Here is a 14,611-nt window from a genome sequence, read left to right as displayed (position 1 = left end):
GGGCCGGCAAACTTGTTCACCGCCCGGATAGACAGTTTGATGCGTCCCCTCGATCCCGTGACGTCAAGGCAGCGCGTGGCTTACGGCCTTGCGTTCTTCGTGGTGTTCGTAGCCCTCTGGTCCTGGGCGACCTTCGGCGGCCATGTGTCGAAGGTGTTCCTCGCCAACCCGCTGACCATGGTGCAGGAAGGCGTCGATCTGATCATCAAACAGGGCTTCCTGTTCGACATCGGCATGACGATCTGGCGCGTCGTCGGCGGCTTCGTGCTGGCCGCAATCATCGCGGTGCCGTTCGGCGTGCTGATGGGCGCGTACAAGCCGGTCGAGGCCTTCCTCGAACCGTTCGTTTCCTTTGCGCGCTATTTGCCGGCCTCCGCCTTCATTCCCCTCCTGATCCTGTGGGCAGGCATCGGCGAGCTGCAGAAGCTGCTCGTCATCTTCATCGGCTCGGTGTTCCAGATCATCCTGATGATCGCGGTGACCGTCGGCACCACGCGGCGCGACCTGGTCGAGGCGGCCTATACGCTGGGAGCCAGCGACCGCGGCATCATCCGCCGCGTGCTGTTGCCCTCTTCCGCGCCGGAGATCGCCGAGATCCTGCGGCTGGTGCTGGGCTGGGCCTGGACCTATGTCATCGTCGCCGAACTGATCGGCTCCTCCTCCGGCATCGGCCACATGATCACCGACAGCCAGGCGCTGCTCAACACCGGCCAGATCATCTTCGGCATCATCGTGATCGGGCTGATCGGCCTCGTCTCGGACTTCCTGTTCAAGGCGTTCAACGCGTGGCTGTTTCCCTGGAGGCTCGCATGACGATCCTCAAGATCGAACAGGTCTCGCGAACTTTTCCCGCGCGCCACGGCAACGCGCCAACGAGGGCGCTGGAGCCGACCGACCTTGTGATCGGCAACAACGACTTCGTCACCATCCTCGGCCCTTCCGGCTGCGGCAAGTCCACGCTGCTTCGCATCGTCGCCGGCCTCGATCGCCCGACCGGCGGACGTGTGGTGCTCGACGGACGCGAGGTGACTGGCCCGGGCGCCGACCGCGGCATGGTGTTCCAGTCCTACACGCTGTTTCCCTGGCTGACGGTGCGCGAGAACATCGCCTTCGGCCTTCGCGAGCGCGGCGTGCCCGAGGTGGAGCGAAACAAGGTCGCCGATGCCTTCATCCGCCAGGTCGGTTTGTCCGGCTTTGAGAACCATTGGCCAAAGCAGCTCTCCGGCGGCATGCAGCAGCGCACCGCGATCGCGCGCGCGCTCGCCAATGATCCCAAGATCCTGCTGCTCGACGAGCCCTTCGGCGCGCTCGACAACCAGACGAGAGCCCTGATGCAGGAAATGCTGCTCGGGATCTGGGAGCGCGACCAGAAGACCGTGCTGTTCGTGACCCACGACATCGAGGAAGCGATCTTCCTCGGCAGCCGCGTCATCGTCATGAGCGCGCGTCCCGGCCGCATCAAGGCCGAGATCAATGTGGACCTGCCGCATCCGCGCTCCTACAAGATCAAGACCACGCCCGAATTTGTGCAGTTGAAGGAACGGCTGGTCGAGGAGATCCGCACCGAGGCGTTGAAGGTTGCCGAGCATGCCTAACACCTTTTCACGCGCAAACGGCGAGCGCGTTCTCGCCGATCTCAATGCGCTCCGTGCCATTGGCGCGTACAAGACCGGCGTGCACAAGCCGACCTTCTCCGAGCCGCACAAGCTTTCGCTGGATTGGCTGGTGCAGAAGCTGCCCGACGCAGGCCTCTCCGCCGCGATCGACGGCATCGGCAATGTCTTTGGCACCAGCGCAAAGTCGGGACCCAAGCTGCTCGCGGGATCGCACCTCGAAAGCCAGAACTACGCCGGCTGGCTCGACGGCCCGCTCGGGGTCGTCTACGCGCTCGAAGCGGCCCGCGTGCTCAATGCCGATCCCTCGCTCGAAGGCGCGGTCGAGGTTGCCGCCTGGTGCGACGAGGAAGGACACTTTGGACACTTTCTCGGTTCGCGCTCCTATGTCGGCCAATTGACCGAGACCGACATCGATGCCGCACGCGACCGCACCAGCGGCCGCACCATGCGGGCCGCACTTGCCGACATGGGGCTCGCAGGACGACCACGCATCGCCGCCGAGCCGGGCCGGCACGTCGGATATCTGGAAGCCCATATCGAGCAGGGCGACACGCTCGAAAGCGGTCGCCTTGCGATCGGCGTCGTCACCTCCATCGTCGGCATCTGGCAATACCAGATCAATTTCGTCGGTGAACAGAATCACGCCGGCACGACCCGCATGGCTGCACGGAAGGATGCCGGGCTGGCGCTGGCAAAGTTCTGCGTCGCGATCGACAAGCGTTTCCCCGAGAGCTGCGGCCTGCGCACGGTCTGGACCACCGGCCGCATCACGCTCGATCCGGGCGCACCGAGCATCATTCCGGGTGCGGCCGAAATGCTGTTCCAGATCCGCGACGACGATCCTTCCGTCGTCGCACGGCTGGAAGAACTGCTGCGGAGCATGGCGGACGAGGTCAGCGCGAACGGCCCCTGCACCGTCACCGTGGACAAACTGCGCACCGGTGCGCCGGCCATGATGAACGCGGGCATCCAGGACGCGATCGAAGCCGCGAGCAAGGCCCTGGCCGGCGGACGGTCCATCCGCATGCCCAGCGGCGCCGGCCACGACGCGCAGATGCTGGCGACAATCATGCCCGCGGGCATGCTGTTCGTACCGTCGATCGGCGGCATCAGTCATCACTGGACCGAGAACACCGCCGACGTCGACATCGTCACCGGCGCCCAGGTGTTTGTCGACGCTTGCCAGCGGATACTCGGCGGCTAGAACGATTACAGACACAGCTTCGCATCCTCGCGGCGTGTTTCGCCCGAGCTTTGCTTCGTCGCTTCACCCTCTTGTCCAAGAGGGCGCAGGGAAGGCCGGGTGCCGGCTGGCACCCGCGGTCCGCTGCGCGAAAAGCACACGCAGAAAAACCGCACAGCAGCATACAGGTGTAGCCAATCACTCGGCCTTCCCTGCGCGATGGTTGGACGGCTTATGCCGTGCTCTCCCGGGAGCCGAGTTCTCTTTGGCCTCCCTCGCCCCAACGAAAGTCACCGGCACCGCGCCGGTTGACGCAGATGCCGCATTCGCCAGAGCTTGACCGTAGCAACGACGGCCAGGACCACACGGTTTTGCCGTACGCACGGCCCGCCATTTCGCCGCAGTATTCCCAGCCCTGTCGACCGAGCCGGAAACTTACAGACGAGACGAAGCCTAGCAGCGCCGCTCGTCGGAACGAAGCCTTGGGCTCACGGAGAGCAATCCGCCCTGCCCACACCTCTCGCACCCGAACGCTGCCGCGTCCACCGCAAGCCCGGCTCGCGAACATGACGACCACAAGATCGCCCCTCAAGGATGAGCCGGATTGGCCAACACATACGCCGTTTCCGAATTTCGGTAAAGCGGAATATTTTCATCAGTGCGGCTTGACACCGGTGCGGGTCGGGCTGTCAAGGTGTTTCGCCCGACGGCGCAGCCCACCGGCGCGCCGAGATGCCGGTGACGAGCCAAAAGGCCTGGTGTCCGCTTGCGGCCGCCCGGGGGCCGCCTGCGACAATCCGAGTCCGCCGCGGACATAAAGACGCGACAATTGCGGGGCTTGTCGATTGCCCCTGCCCTGATTCCCCCTTCCCGGAGTTCCCATGTCTTCTGCCGACAGGCCAGCGACACGCCTTGCGACCAGACTTGCCTTCCTCGTCGCGGGTTTCGGCATGGCGTGTTGGGCACCACTGGTGCCGTTCGCGAAGGCGCGGCTCGCCGTCGACGACGGCATCCTCGGACTGCTCCTGCTCAGCCTCGGCATCGGCTCGGTCGTCGCGATGCTTCTGACCGGCGTGCTGAGTGCGCGCTATGGCAGCAAGCCGATCATCATGGCGGGCGGGATCGGTCTTGCCCTGGTCCTGCCTCTGCTGACAATCGCGAACTCGCCCGCGATGCTGGCGCTGGCACTCCTCGCATTCGGCGCCGCGCTCGGCTCCATCGATGTCGCCATGAACATCCACGCGGTTGAGGTGGAGCGCGCCGCGGGACGTCCGCTGATGTCCGGCTTCCACGCGCTGTTCAGTATCGGCGGCTTCGCCGGGGCCGCGCTCATGACCGCACTGCTCTCGCTGCAACTCGGCGCGCTCGCTTGCACGCTGATCTGCTCCGTCCTGATGCTGATCGCGATGCTTGGGGCCTGGCCGCGGCTGCTTCGCTCCGTGCAGGTGCAGGAAGGACCGCTGTTCGTGCTGCCGCATGGCGCCGTGCTCCTGCTCGCGCTGCTTTGCGCCATCACCTTCCTCGTCGAAGGCGCGATGCTCGATTGGGGCGCGTTGCTCGTCATCGGCGCGGGTCTCGTTTCCGAAGCGCAAGGCGGGATCGGCTACATCGTGTTCTCGGTCGCGATGACGATTGGGCGGCTCGGCGGCGACGCCGTCGTCGCGCGCATCGGAGACCGCACGACATTGTTCTGGGGCAGCCTGATTGCGATCGCGGGTTTCGTGGTCCTGCTCACCGCTCCCGTCGTGGCGGTCGCCATAGGCGGCTTCCTACTCATCGGCCTCGGCGCATCCAACCTCGTGCCGGTGCTGTTCCGCCGAGCGGCGAGGCAGAAGGTGATGCCAACGGGCCTCGCCGTCGCGGCGATCACGACCGCCGGCTACGCCGGCGTTCTCGTGGGCCCCGCCGGTGTCGGCTTCATCGCACGTCTTGGCGGATTGCCGGTGGCGTTCTGGCTCCTGACCGCGCTGATGGGCCTCGTCACGCTGACGGCGCGCATTGTCACGCGCGCCGATGCCTGAGCGGCTTCACAAATTGATCAGCCCGATCGATTTGATCAGGGGCGCGAGGCTTGCGGATGTGGCCTCGACGATGCGCTGGAATTTGTCCGGGCTTGAATCGTTGTCCGGCTCCATGCCCTGGGCGCGATAGCTCGCCAGAAGCGCCCTATCGGCCATGGCGAGCCGCGTCGCCTGCGCGATCCGGTCGATGATCGCATCGTCGGTGTCCTTGGGTGCGAACAGACCGAACCATCCCTCATACCGGATGCCGGGCATGCCGGATTCGACGGCGGTCGGGATCTCCGGCGCGCCGCTCAGCCGCGTTTCGGTGGTGACCGCAAGCAGCCTGACTCTTCCCGCTTGGGCCAGCTGCTGCAATTGAACGGACATGACGGCAATGACGAGCGATATCTGGCCGCTGACGAGGTCGTTGGTCGCCTGCGCGATGCCGCGATAGGGCACGTGGACGATGTCCAGCGCGCCGGCCTGCTGCTTGAAGGATTCGCCGACCAGATGGTTTCCGGTGGCGATCCCCGGCGTGCCATAGGACAGCTTTCCTGGATTGGCTTTCGCATAGGTGATCAACTCGCGCAGGTTTGCGGCAGGCACCGAAGGATTGACGGCGAAAACCAGCGCGCTGTTGATCAGCCGGTAGATGGCGCGGAAATCGCCAACGGAATATCCGGGATTTGCCGCCGTCATGGGAATGATGACCTGCGTGCTGCCGTTGCCGAGCAGCAGCGAATAGCCGTCGGGCTCCTCGCGCGCGACCGCCGCGGTCCCGATGGCGCCGCCCGCGCCGCCGATATATTCGACGAAGGTCGGCCCGAGCAGCGACGGCATCCTGTCCACCCAGGGGCGCGCGATCTGGTCACCCGATCCGCCGGCTCCGTAGGGAATCACCAGGCGAATGGGACGAGACGGATAGTCGGCGGCTTGTCCGCTGCGGGGAAGCGCGGCGAGCGCCGCTGCGCCCGACAACGCGTGCACCAATTGTCGCCGCGTGAAAGAGGCCATGCTGGAAATTCCGGAAGTCGGCAGTCAATGTGGTGGCGGGACCGGGTCCCGGACCATGCCATCGCAGCAATCCGGCATCACAGTCAATGCTCCATCCGGCCGTGCCCCGGCGTCATCGCATTGTCATGTCGGCCTAACTCTTTATTTCACAAGCATTATTTCGGCGAGCCATCCGTCCGCGCAGGGCTGTCAGCCCTGCCCACTGCTTTCGACCGGTTTACTGTACGCCTCGTTCTGTTAGATCAGAAAGTAATACCTTTTGACTCCCTTCGAGGGGGCGATGGCGCGTGCCAGATCGTAGCGAAGATTCGGCCATTTCCTTTGGGCCATTTCGACTGTTTCCGAAGTCCCGGCTCCTGGAGAAGGAGGGCTCGCCGCTTCATGTCGGCGGCCGCGCGCTCGACATTCTCATCTTCCTTGCCGGACGCCCCGGAGAAGTGGTCGACAAGAGAGAGCTGGTCAAGCGCATCTGGGCCGGCGTCAATGTCGACGAGGGTAGCCTGCGCTTCCATGTCGCAGCGCTACGCAAGGCGCTCGGCGACACCGGCAAGTCGGCGCGTTACGTCGTCAACGTGCCCGGCCGCGGCTATTGCTTTGTCGCCTCGTTCGCTCAAGCAGCTCCTCCGGCCGCCCCGCTCCCGGCCGAAAGCGCCCCTCCCCGCTCCTTGCCCGCTCAGCTCACCAGGATGGTCGGCCGGGAAGGTGTCATCGAGAAGATCTCGAACGGACTTTCGCTCTATCGCTTCATGACCGTCGTCGGCCCGGGCGGCATCGGCAAGACCTCGGTCGCCGTCACCGTCGGGCATCGCCGCTCCCAGGATTTCGGCGGGCGAGTCTTCTTTGTCGATTTCGGTCCGCTGAGGGATGCCAGTCACATCGCGACCACCATTGCTTCGGCGCTCGGACTGACCATCAGCGCGGAGGATCCGACGCCGGCCCTGCTGACGTTTCTGAAGACCGACCCGGCCCTGCTGATCTTCGACGGTTGCGAACATGTGCTGGATCATTTGGCGCCGCTGGTCGAGCGCATCGTTCGCGAAGCACCGCAGCTTCGTGTTCTCGCAACCAGCCGCGAGTCGTTCCGGAGCGAAGGCGAGCGAATTTTCCGGCTGTTCCCGCTGGACTGTCCGCCCGAGCGCGAAGGGCTTGCTGTCGACGAGGTCCTTGCCTACCCTGCGGCTCAGCTCTTTGTGGAGCGCATTGCGCAGAGCTCGGGCCCGTTCCAGCTCAGCGCGGAAGAGGCCCCCCTCGTCGCGAGCATCTGCCGGCGCCTCGACGGCATCGCGCTGGCAATCGAGCTCGCGGCGGGCCGCGTCAATGCTTACGGCATCGCCGGCACGGCATCCCTGCTCGACAGCCGCTTTTCGCTGCAATGGCGCGGCCGACGCACCGCCGTGCCGCGGCACCAGACACTCGCTGCGGCGCTCGACTGGAGCTACGACCTTCTGCCTGCCGCGGAGAGCGCAACGCTGCGACGCCTGTCGGTCTTCGCCGGGCCTTTCGCGCCGGAGGCGGCTGCGGCGGTCGCGTCGGGTGACGGCCTCAACGCCTCCGAGACCCTCGAAGCAATCGACAGCCTGGTGACCAAGTCTCTGATTTCGCCGTCCGGCTCGCGGACGCTGCGCTATCGGCTGCTCGACACCACGCGCACCTATGCATACGGAAAACTCAACGAGCTCGGCGAAGCCGGGCAGTTCGCGCGGCGTCATGCCGAGCATTTTCGCGATTTATTCCAGCGCGCGGAGGCCGATATTTCGACGCCGCTGCCCGAATGGCTGAGCATGTATGGCGCGGAGCTGGACAATGTGCGCGCGGCGTTGGACTGGGCCTTCGGGCCCGACGGCGAGCCGAAACTCGGGATCGCGCTGACGTCGGCCGCAGTCACGCTGTGGGTGCGTCTTTCGCTGTTCGCGGAATGCCGTGAGCGCAGCAGAACGGCGCTCGCGGCGCTCGGAGACACCGCCGACGACGACCGCATCCGCATGCAGCTGCTGTCGGCGCTCGGATGGTCGCTGATGTATGGCGAGGGCCGCGCGCGCGAGGCGCGGCCGATCCTCGAGACGACCCTCGAGCTGGCTGACAGGCTCGACGACAAGGATTTCCGGCTGCGCGCGCTCTGGGGCTTGTGCATCGACCAGTTCAATAACGGACAGTTCGGCAAGGCCCGTGCGCTCGCCGATCGCTTTGCGAACGCAGCCGCGAACTCGCCCGACAGGACCGATGTCATGCTGGGCGACCGGCTGATGGCCGTCGCGCTGCATTATCTCGGGGATCAGAACGAGGCTCGGCTGCGCATCGACCGGGTCAATGCATCGTTGCATGTGTTGGCGGAGAAGCCGAAAATCTTCCCGCTCGATCTGAGAATATCGACGCAATATTTTCGAGCTCGCATCCTGTGGCTTCAGGGTCTGGCCGATCAGGCTCAGGCCCTCACCGCCAGAAACATCGAGGAAGGCCGCGCCAACGGCCACGCGCTGACATTCTGCAGCGTGCTCGGACAAGCCGCCTGCCCGATCGCCTTCTGGTCCGGCGATTTCGACGCCGCCGAGCGTCACGGCATCGAGCTGCTCGAACACACCGAGCGCCACGCCATCCGGCTGTGGGGCCTGTGGGCACGGGCCTTCAACGCCGCAGTCATGGTCAGGCGCGGCGACGTCACGACCGGCCTGCCGCTGCTGCGCGAGGAGCTCAATCGCGCCGGCGATGCGCGCTTCCTGCCGCGCTTTCTGCCCTTGCTCGGCGAGCTCGCCGCGTGTTCCGGAGAGGCCGACCAGGTCGATCGCGGGCTCGACGTGATCGAGGATGTCCTGACCCGCTGCAACGACCGGCAGGAGCTCTGGTATCTGCCGGAGCTGATCCGCATCAAGGGAGAGTTGATGCTCAGGAACGCCCGGCATTCAGAGGATGCCGAGGCGCGCTTTCGCGAGGCCATGGACATTGCCGTCCAGCAAGGCGCGCTTTTCTGGGAGCTGCGAAGCGCGGTCAGCCTGGCGCGGTACATGATCGGGGCCGGCCAGAGCGCGGAGGCCTTGGCAATTCTGCAACGCGCATGCGGGCCGTTCACCGAGGGCGCCGGCATTGCCGAGATCCGCAGCGCCCACGATCTGATCGAGCAGCTCCGGGCTTGACGAGTCGGCTGACCGGCTCCGATTCATCCGGCCCGCGGAATGAATCCGGGCACGCCGGTCTCGACGACCGTGTTGAACCTGATGTTTGTCGTAATCTGGTCCCTCATCTCTCGCATGGCGTCTTCGGGCAAGGCCGAAATATCGAAGTTTTCCTGGATGCGCCGGGAATTGGTCGAAGTCGTCAGGAAAGCGGTGCCGCGCTGGACCGCCCACGCCAGCGCAATTTGAGCCGGCGTCCTGTGCAAGCGCTCCGCGATGGCAGTGATCACCGGATCGGCTAGCACGTTCGGCTTCATGGCGTGTCCCAGCGCTGCAAACGCCTGCAAGACAATCCCGTGCTCTCGACAGAAGTCGAGCAGGTCCCATTCGGGAAGATACGGATGCGATTCGACTTGCACCATGGCGGGCCTGATCCGCGCGATCGAAACGATCTCGCGCAGCTTGTCCAGGGTGATGTCCGACAGACCGATCGACTTGCAGTGCCCCTCGTCGACGAGGCGCTCCAGCGCCCCCCATGTCTCCGCCAGCGTAACCCCTGAATCATAGATGACCCGACCGTGCTCATCCCTCGGGTCCTGCTCGTCGCCGGGTTGAAAGGCAAAGGGCGTATGGATGATGTAGCAATCGATCTCGTCGAGTTGCAGCCGCCGGCGACTGCCGTCGAAGGCAGGCCTGACCCGTTCCGGCCGATGATTGGTGTTCCATAGCTTCGTCGTAACGAACAGGTCCTTGCGCTGAAGCGTCCCCGCCTTGAATGCCTCCCGCAGCGCATCGCCGACCGCCTCTTCGTTGCGATAGCGCTCCGCGCAATCAAGATGTCGAAATCCGGCCTCCAATGCAGCCTTGGTGGCCCGCCTGGTCACGAGCGGATCCGGAATGAGCGTGCCAAATCCCACCGCGGGAATCGTCCCGGATTGATGAGTTAGAATTCTCGTATAACGAAGCGAATCCGACGTTGTCATGCTGATGCTCCTTTGTTTGCCCTCAGCTCCCTCAAAAGTAAGGGACGAGGTATTCGAAATTGACGATGCGATGTCATTCCACGACTCCAGGCGTTAACCGGTAGGCCGCGGCTTACGGAGAAAAAACACGAGCGGAATCATGACGAGCATGGCGAACATCAGGATCTCGAACTGGTCGATGACCGCGACGGTCGCCGCCTGACGCGTGACCATGCCGTTGAGGGCCGCAAGACCCGGCTTGCCGACCGAGCCCCCGACGTAAGCGGCGACACGATAGGGCGTGAGGTTCTTTGCGAGTGCGACATGCACAGCCTGCGTGTTGGCGTAGAAGAAGAGCTGGACGACCGCGATGCCAATGGTGCTGCCATAGAGGCGCGACAGGTTGATCAGCGCGCTGCCTTCCGGGCGGAGCTTCGGATCGAGCGTGCCGAACGCGGCCCTGGCGAGCGCGGGCAGCAACATGCCGAGACCCGCTCCCTGGAGCAGGCCGGCCTCGACGACCGGCCGCCAATCCATCGCCGGTGAATAGCCAAGCATCAGCCAGTTGGCATAGACCACCAGCGTCATTCCACCCACGAGGAACGGCCGGTAGTCGATCTGCGCCGGGACCAGGCTCGTCAGCACCAGCGCCCCCACCAGCGCGACGCCGCGAGGAACGGTCATGTATCCGGTGGTGTCGACGGGGTAGTTGAGCAATTCCTCCAGCATCGGGGACGTCAAGGCCAGGGTCGGCAGCAGCACGAAGCCAAGCGCGAAGGAGATGACCGTCGAGAGCACGAGATTGCGGTCCCTGAACAGCGCCGTGCGGAGAAAGTGCTCCTTTGTCGTCATGACGTGCACGATGAAGAGATAGAAGCCGAGCACGGAGGCGCCCGCCTCGATCCAGATTTCCGTCGAGGCGAACCATTCGAGGCGCTCCCCGCGGTCGAGCAACATCTGCAACCCGATCATGCCGACGGAGAACGTCGTCAGACCGAAGAAGTCGAAGGACCGGCTCCGCTCCGCCCGCTTCTCGCGGAGCAGCTGAGCCATCGTCAGGAAAATGAAGCCCGTCATCGGCAGGCTGAAATAGAAGATCGAGGGCCAGCCGTAATATTCGCTGAGCCAGCCGCCAATGGCCGGGCCACTGCTGATGCCGAGTAGGGAGCAGACGGTCCACGCCAGGCTCATGCGCGCATGTCGCACCGGCGATGTCGCCTCGAGCAGGATCGCCAGCGAGAGCGGTGCCAGCGGTCCGCTCGCCGCGCCCTGGAGGATTCGCGCCAGCACGAACTGAATCGACGTCGTCGCCAGCGCGTCGAGCGCGAGACCCAACACGAAGATCGTGACGGCGGCCTGATAGACCACCTTCCGACCGTAGCGTCCCGCCAGCCATTGCGTGATCGACATGGTCACGGCGCTCGCCGCGATATACGAGGAAAACACCCAACCGACCTCGTCATTGGCCATCGAGAGCGTCGCCTGAATATGGGGTAGCGCCGCGTTCGGTATCGAGATGTTGACGGCCTGCATGTAGGTCGCCATGAGGGCGGCCGCGGCGATCGCGTGATGACCGCCGGGCGCCGTGGACGATGGGAGGGGCGTACTCATTTGCCCTCCATCGCAAGCGCCGGTTGGAGCAGATGCGCCCAGCTGCGGCGATGGCCTGTATCGACCCGCGCCGTCACGCTGATGCCTGAGAACAGCGGCCGGTTTGGATCGAGATCGTCGAGTTCCAAGCGCACCGGCAATCGCTGGACGACCTTGACCCAGTTTCCCGTCGCATTCTCGGGCGGCAGGAGCGAGAAGTCCGAGCCGGTCCCCGGACTCATGCTGACGATGTGTGCCTTGAACTTGCGATCGGGATAGGCATCGACGTCGATCGTCGCCTCCTGGCCAGGGCGCATATGAGTGAGACCGGTCTCGCGAAAATTCGCCTCGACCCAGACGTGCCGGCTCGACAGCAACGAGAACGTCGGTGCCCCGGCATTGACGAAGCCACCAATCTGGAGATCGTCGACCTTGGTCACGATGCCGTCGTCCGGCGCCGTCACGGTGGCGTAGGAGAGATCCAGCCGCGCACGGTCGAATTGTGCCTTGGCTGCGCGGACTGCCGGATGGCGATCGACATCACCCTCAAGCTCGCCGTTGAGTGCGACGATCGTGGTGGCGATCTGCTGCTCGACCGACGCCACGCGCTGGCGAGCGACCTTGAGATCCGTCTCGGCCCGTTCATAGACCGCGCGTGGCGTGAAGTCGGAGGCAACCAGCATCCTCTTGCGGTCGAATTCGTGCTCGTCGAACGTAGCCGTCTCTTTGGCCGACTGCAGCTCCGCCTGCTGCTGACGGTGGGTCGCCTTGAGGGATTCGATCTGGAGCCGCGCACTGCCGAGGCGCGCCTCGGCCTGGTCGACGGCAATTTGATAAGGCTCCGGGTCGATGCGAAACAGCACCTGCCCCCGCCGGACGCGCTCGTTGTCACGCACGGCTATCTCGACCGCCTGGCCGGAAACGCGCGCGTTGATGGTCACCTTGGCGGCACGCACAAAGGCGTCGTCGGTCGAGACATATTGCTCCTGCGCCAGATAGATGAATGCGCCGACCACGGCCGCCGCCATCGGCAGCGCAAGCATCAGCGGCCGTCGCAGCGGCTTGCCGAGCCCTGCCCCAAACCATTGGGCGGCTGCGTCGCTCGGGCGGAAGCTGTTGCGAACGCCGAGCCCGCCGGCGATTGGCGCGAAATCGAAACGCATCGGAAGATCCTCGGGTTCAATCTATTTAATAACGTTCGTTACAAATATTGTACCCCGACGCGGCGATCAAGTCCGCGACCTTGATTTTTATAACGATCCATACAAATATGCGTGTGGAACATGCCAACCGGGGTTCTGACGATATGGCACGGAAAAAGAGCGAAACGAGCCCGGCGCGCCGGGGACGCCCACCGGCCTACGACGCAGAGACGGCCTTGAAGCGGGCAACGGAAACGTTCTGGAGGACCGGTTATTCCGGTACCTCCCTGGACAAGGTCGCTGCCGCGACCGGGATGAGTCCGCCGAGCCTCTACGCGGTGTTCGGCAACAAGCATGCGCTCTATCTCGAGGCCCTCGCGCGGTATTGGGAGATCAGCCTTGCCGCGACGCGTGAGGCTCTCGCCGGGGACCATCCCTTGGACGAAGCGCTGATCCTGGCCTATGACGTGGCGCTGTCGATCTACTTTTCCGGCAAGGGAGCCGCACGCGGCTGCTTCGTGGTGGGGACGGCGGTGACCGAAGTCGCAGAAGATGCCGCGATCCGGAGCAGCGTTGCGGCGGGACTGCGCATGATAGATGCCGATTTCGAAGCCCGCTTCCGGCTCGCGCAGGACAAGGGCGAACTGAAGCGCGACGCCGATCCGGCGGCGCTTGCCATTCTCGCTTCAGCCACGATGCACACCATCGCCATTCGCGCCCGTGCCGGCGCCCGCCGCTCCGAGCTGAGGGAGATGGCCCGAAAAGCGGTCGATGTGATCTGCGGATGCCGGCGATGATCTCGCGGATTTCAGCCATGGCTCTCCCCGGCAATAGCGACGACCAGCTTTAGCCTGCCGCGGCAGCCCCGCGCCGCGGCAACTTCCAGTCGGGGCGGATGAAGTGGCAGGTGTACCCGTCCGGATAGCGTTCGAGATAATCCTGATGCTCCGGCTCGGCTTCCCAGAACTCGCCCGCGGGCGCGACCTCGGTCACGACCTTGCCAGGCCAGAGACCGGACGCCTCAACGTCTGCAATCGTGTCCTTGGCGATCCGCTTCTGCTCGTCGCTGGTATAGAAGATTGCCGAGCGATAGCTCGTGCCCAAATCATTGCCCTGGCGGTTGAGCGTGGTCGGATCGTGGATCTGGAAGAAGAACTCCAGCATGGTCCGAAAGCTGGTCTTGGCGGGATCGAAGGTGATCTCGATCGCTTCGGCATGACCTTCATGGTTGCGGTAGGTGGCATTCTTCACCGCGCCGCCGGTATAGCCGACGCGGGTGGAGACCACGCCCGGTTGCTTGCGGATCAGATCCTGCATGCCCCAGAAGCAGCCTCCGGCCAAAATTGCGCGTTCCGTTGTCATATCTCCACTCCCAATTGATCGGTCTGTCCGTTCTGAACCCGTCGCATCCTATGCTTTCGGCGGCCCAGTCGAAAGCCAGGCATTTGCCCATCCGGTTCCTCTCGTGGAGGCCAAAGCTTCGACGACCTCAGCTTCCCCAAGCAGAACCAGATGGACATAAATTGAGCGCGCCTTACGTCAGCTTCGCGTCGAGCGTGATTGCGGCGTTGAGCACCTTCGACACCGGACAGTTCTTCTCGGCCTCGCCCGCGATCTTGGCGAAACCAGCGTCGTCGAGGTTCGGCACCTTGGCACGTAGCGTCAGCGCCGATTTGCTGATCTTGAAGCCTTTGCCTTCCGGCTCGAGGCTGACCGCAGCTTCAGTCGTGAGCTCGTCCGGCGTGAAGCCGGCGAGTTGCAGGCCGAAGGCCAGCGCCATAGTGAAGCAGCCGGCATGGGCCGCAGCGATCAATTCCTCGGGATTGGTGCCCTTCTCGTTCTCAAAGCGGGTCTTGAACGAATAAGGCGTCGCGGCGAGCACGCCGGATTCGCTCGATAACTGACCAGTGCCATCGCGACCGGTGCCTTTCCAGACTGCTGTTGCCTTGCGGATCATCTCAATTCTCCTGGTTGATTTTTTTAGCACCGGCACT

The 14,611-nt window shown here is 64.4% G+C and carries 12 protein-coding genes; 6 read left to right on the top strand and 6 right to left on the bottom strand.

From position 1 onward, the window contains the following. Positions 1–39 precede the first annotated feature (39 nt). The 4 genes from IVB36_RS12170 to IVB36_RS12155 all read left to right on the top strand — a co-directional run bounded on the left by IVB36_RS12170 (position 40) and on the right by IVB36_RS12155 (position 4,820). The gene (locus IVB36_RS12170) at positions 40–813 is read left to right on the top strand and encodes an ABC transporter permease (RefSeq protein ID WP_007601313.1); all 774 of its coding nucleotides are present in this window, start codon (positions 40–42) and stop codon (positions 811–813) included. After that, positions 810–1,595 (top strand): ABC transporter ATP-binding protein, encoded by a 786-nt coding sequence (locus IVB36_RS12165; RefSeq protein ID WP_018460330.1) that lies wholly within the window; start codon positions 810–812, stop codon positions 1,593–1,595. Before IVB36_RS12170 ends, IVB36_RS12165 begins: the two co-directional genes overlap by 4 nt. Beyond that, a complete protein-coding gene (locus tag IVB36_RS12160) occupies positions 1,588–2,820 on the top strand; it encodes a Zn-dependent hydrolase (RefSeq protein ID WP_018460331.1) in 1,233 nt (410 codons plus the stop codon). The genes IVB36_RS12165 and IVB36_RS12160 overlap by 8 nt, the downstream gene beginning before the upstream one ends. Before the next feature lie 860 nt (positions 2,821–3,680). After that, positions 3,681–4,820 carry an MFS transporter gene (locus tag IVB36_RS12155; protein WP_026234004.1) on the top strand — a complete coding sequence of 380 codons (1,140 nt, stop codon included), beginning with the start codon at positions 3,681–3,683 and terminating at the stop codon, positions 4,818–4,820. Between the two features lie 6 nt (positions 4,821–4,826). On the opposite strand, the gene IVB36_RS12150 is transcribed toward IVB36_RS12155, so the two are convergent. Further along, positions 4,827–5,816 carry a tripartite tricarboxylate transporter substrate binding protein gene (locus IVB36_RS12150; protein ID WP_018460333.1) on the bottom strand — a complete coding sequence of 330 codons (990 nt, stop codon included), beginning with the start codon at positions 5,814–5,816 and terminating at the stop codon, positions 4,827–4,829. A 287-nt stretch (positions 5,817–6,103) separates the two neighbouring features. Between IVB36_RS12150 and IVB36_RS12145 the strand changes: the two genes are divergently transcribed. Beyond that, entirely contained in the window at positions 6,104–8,944 is a 2,841-nt protein-coding gene (locus IVB36_RS12145; RefSeq protein ID WP_247295119.1) for a winged helix-turn-helix domain-containing protein, read from the top strand. 23 nt (positions 8,945–8,967) lie between these two features. Here the strand turns inward: IVB36_RS12145 and IVB36_RS12140 are convergent, their stop codons facing one another. The 3 genes from IVB36_RS12140 to IVB36_RS12130 all read right to left on the bottom strand — a co-directional run bounded on the left by IVB36_RS12140 (position 8,968) and on the right by IVB36_RS12130 (position 12,638). Continuing rightward, on the bottom strand, positions 8,968–9,906 hold the full coding sequence (locus IVB36_RS12140) for an aldo/keto reductase (protein ID WP_026234005.1): 939 nt from the start codon (positions 9,904–9,906) through the stop codon (positions 8,968–8,970). A 93-nt stretch (positions 9,907–9,999) separates the two neighbouring features. Beyond that, positions 10,000–11,496 (bottom strand): MDR family MFS transporter, encoded by a 1,497-nt coding sequence (locus IVB36_RS12135; RefSeq protein ID WP_085361028.1) that lies wholly within the window; start codon positions 11,494–11,496, stop codon positions 10,000–10,002. Next, entirely contained in the window at positions 11,493–12,638 is a 1,146-nt protein-coding gene (locus IVB36_RS12130) for an HlyD family secretion protein (RefSeq protein WP_018460337.1), read from the bottom strand. Before IVB36_RS12130 ends, IVB36_RS12135 begins: the two co-directional genes overlap by 4 nt. Before the next feature lie 47 nt (positions 12,639–12,685). On the opposite strand from IVB36_RS12130, the gene IVB36_RS12125 reads away from it, so the two are divergent. Continuing rightward, positions 12,686–13,414: a TetR/AcrR family transcriptional regulator gene (locus tag IVB36_RS12125; protein ID WP_247391529.1), complete on the top strand. Its 729-nt coding sequence runs from the start codon at positions 12,686–12,688 to the stop codon at positions 13,412–13,414. Between the two features lie 49 nt (positions 13,415–13,463). Here the strand turns inward: IVB36_RS12125 and msrA are convergent, their stop codons facing one another. Both msrA and IVB36_RS12115 read right to left on the bottom strand, forming a co-directional pair. Then, positions 13,464–13,979, bottom strand: coding sequence for a peptide-methionine (S)-S-oxide reductase MsrA (gene msrA, locus IVB36_RS12120; protein WP_026234007.1), 516 nt, complete (start codon positions 13,977–13,979; stop codon positions 13,464–13,466). A 172-nt stretch (positions 13,980–14,151) separates the two neighbouring features. Next, positions 14,152–14,574 (bottom strand): OsmC family protein, encoded by a 423-nt coding sequence (locus tag IVB36_RS12115; protein ID WP_018460340.1) that lies wholly within the window; start codon positions 14,572–14,574, stop codon positions 14,152–14,154. Positions 14,575–14,611 lie beyond the last annotated feature (37 nt).

The sequence above is a fragment of the Bradyrhizobium sp. 35 genome (assembly GCF_023073215.1).
Taxonomy (GTDB): domain Bacteria; phylum Pseudomonadota; class Alphaproteobacteria; order Rhizobiales; family Xanthobacteraceae; genus Bradyrhizobium; species Bradyrhizobium canariense_D.
The sequence above is the reverse complement of the archived record's forward strand: the minus strand, read 5'-3'. Positions and strand labels throughout refer to the sequence as shown.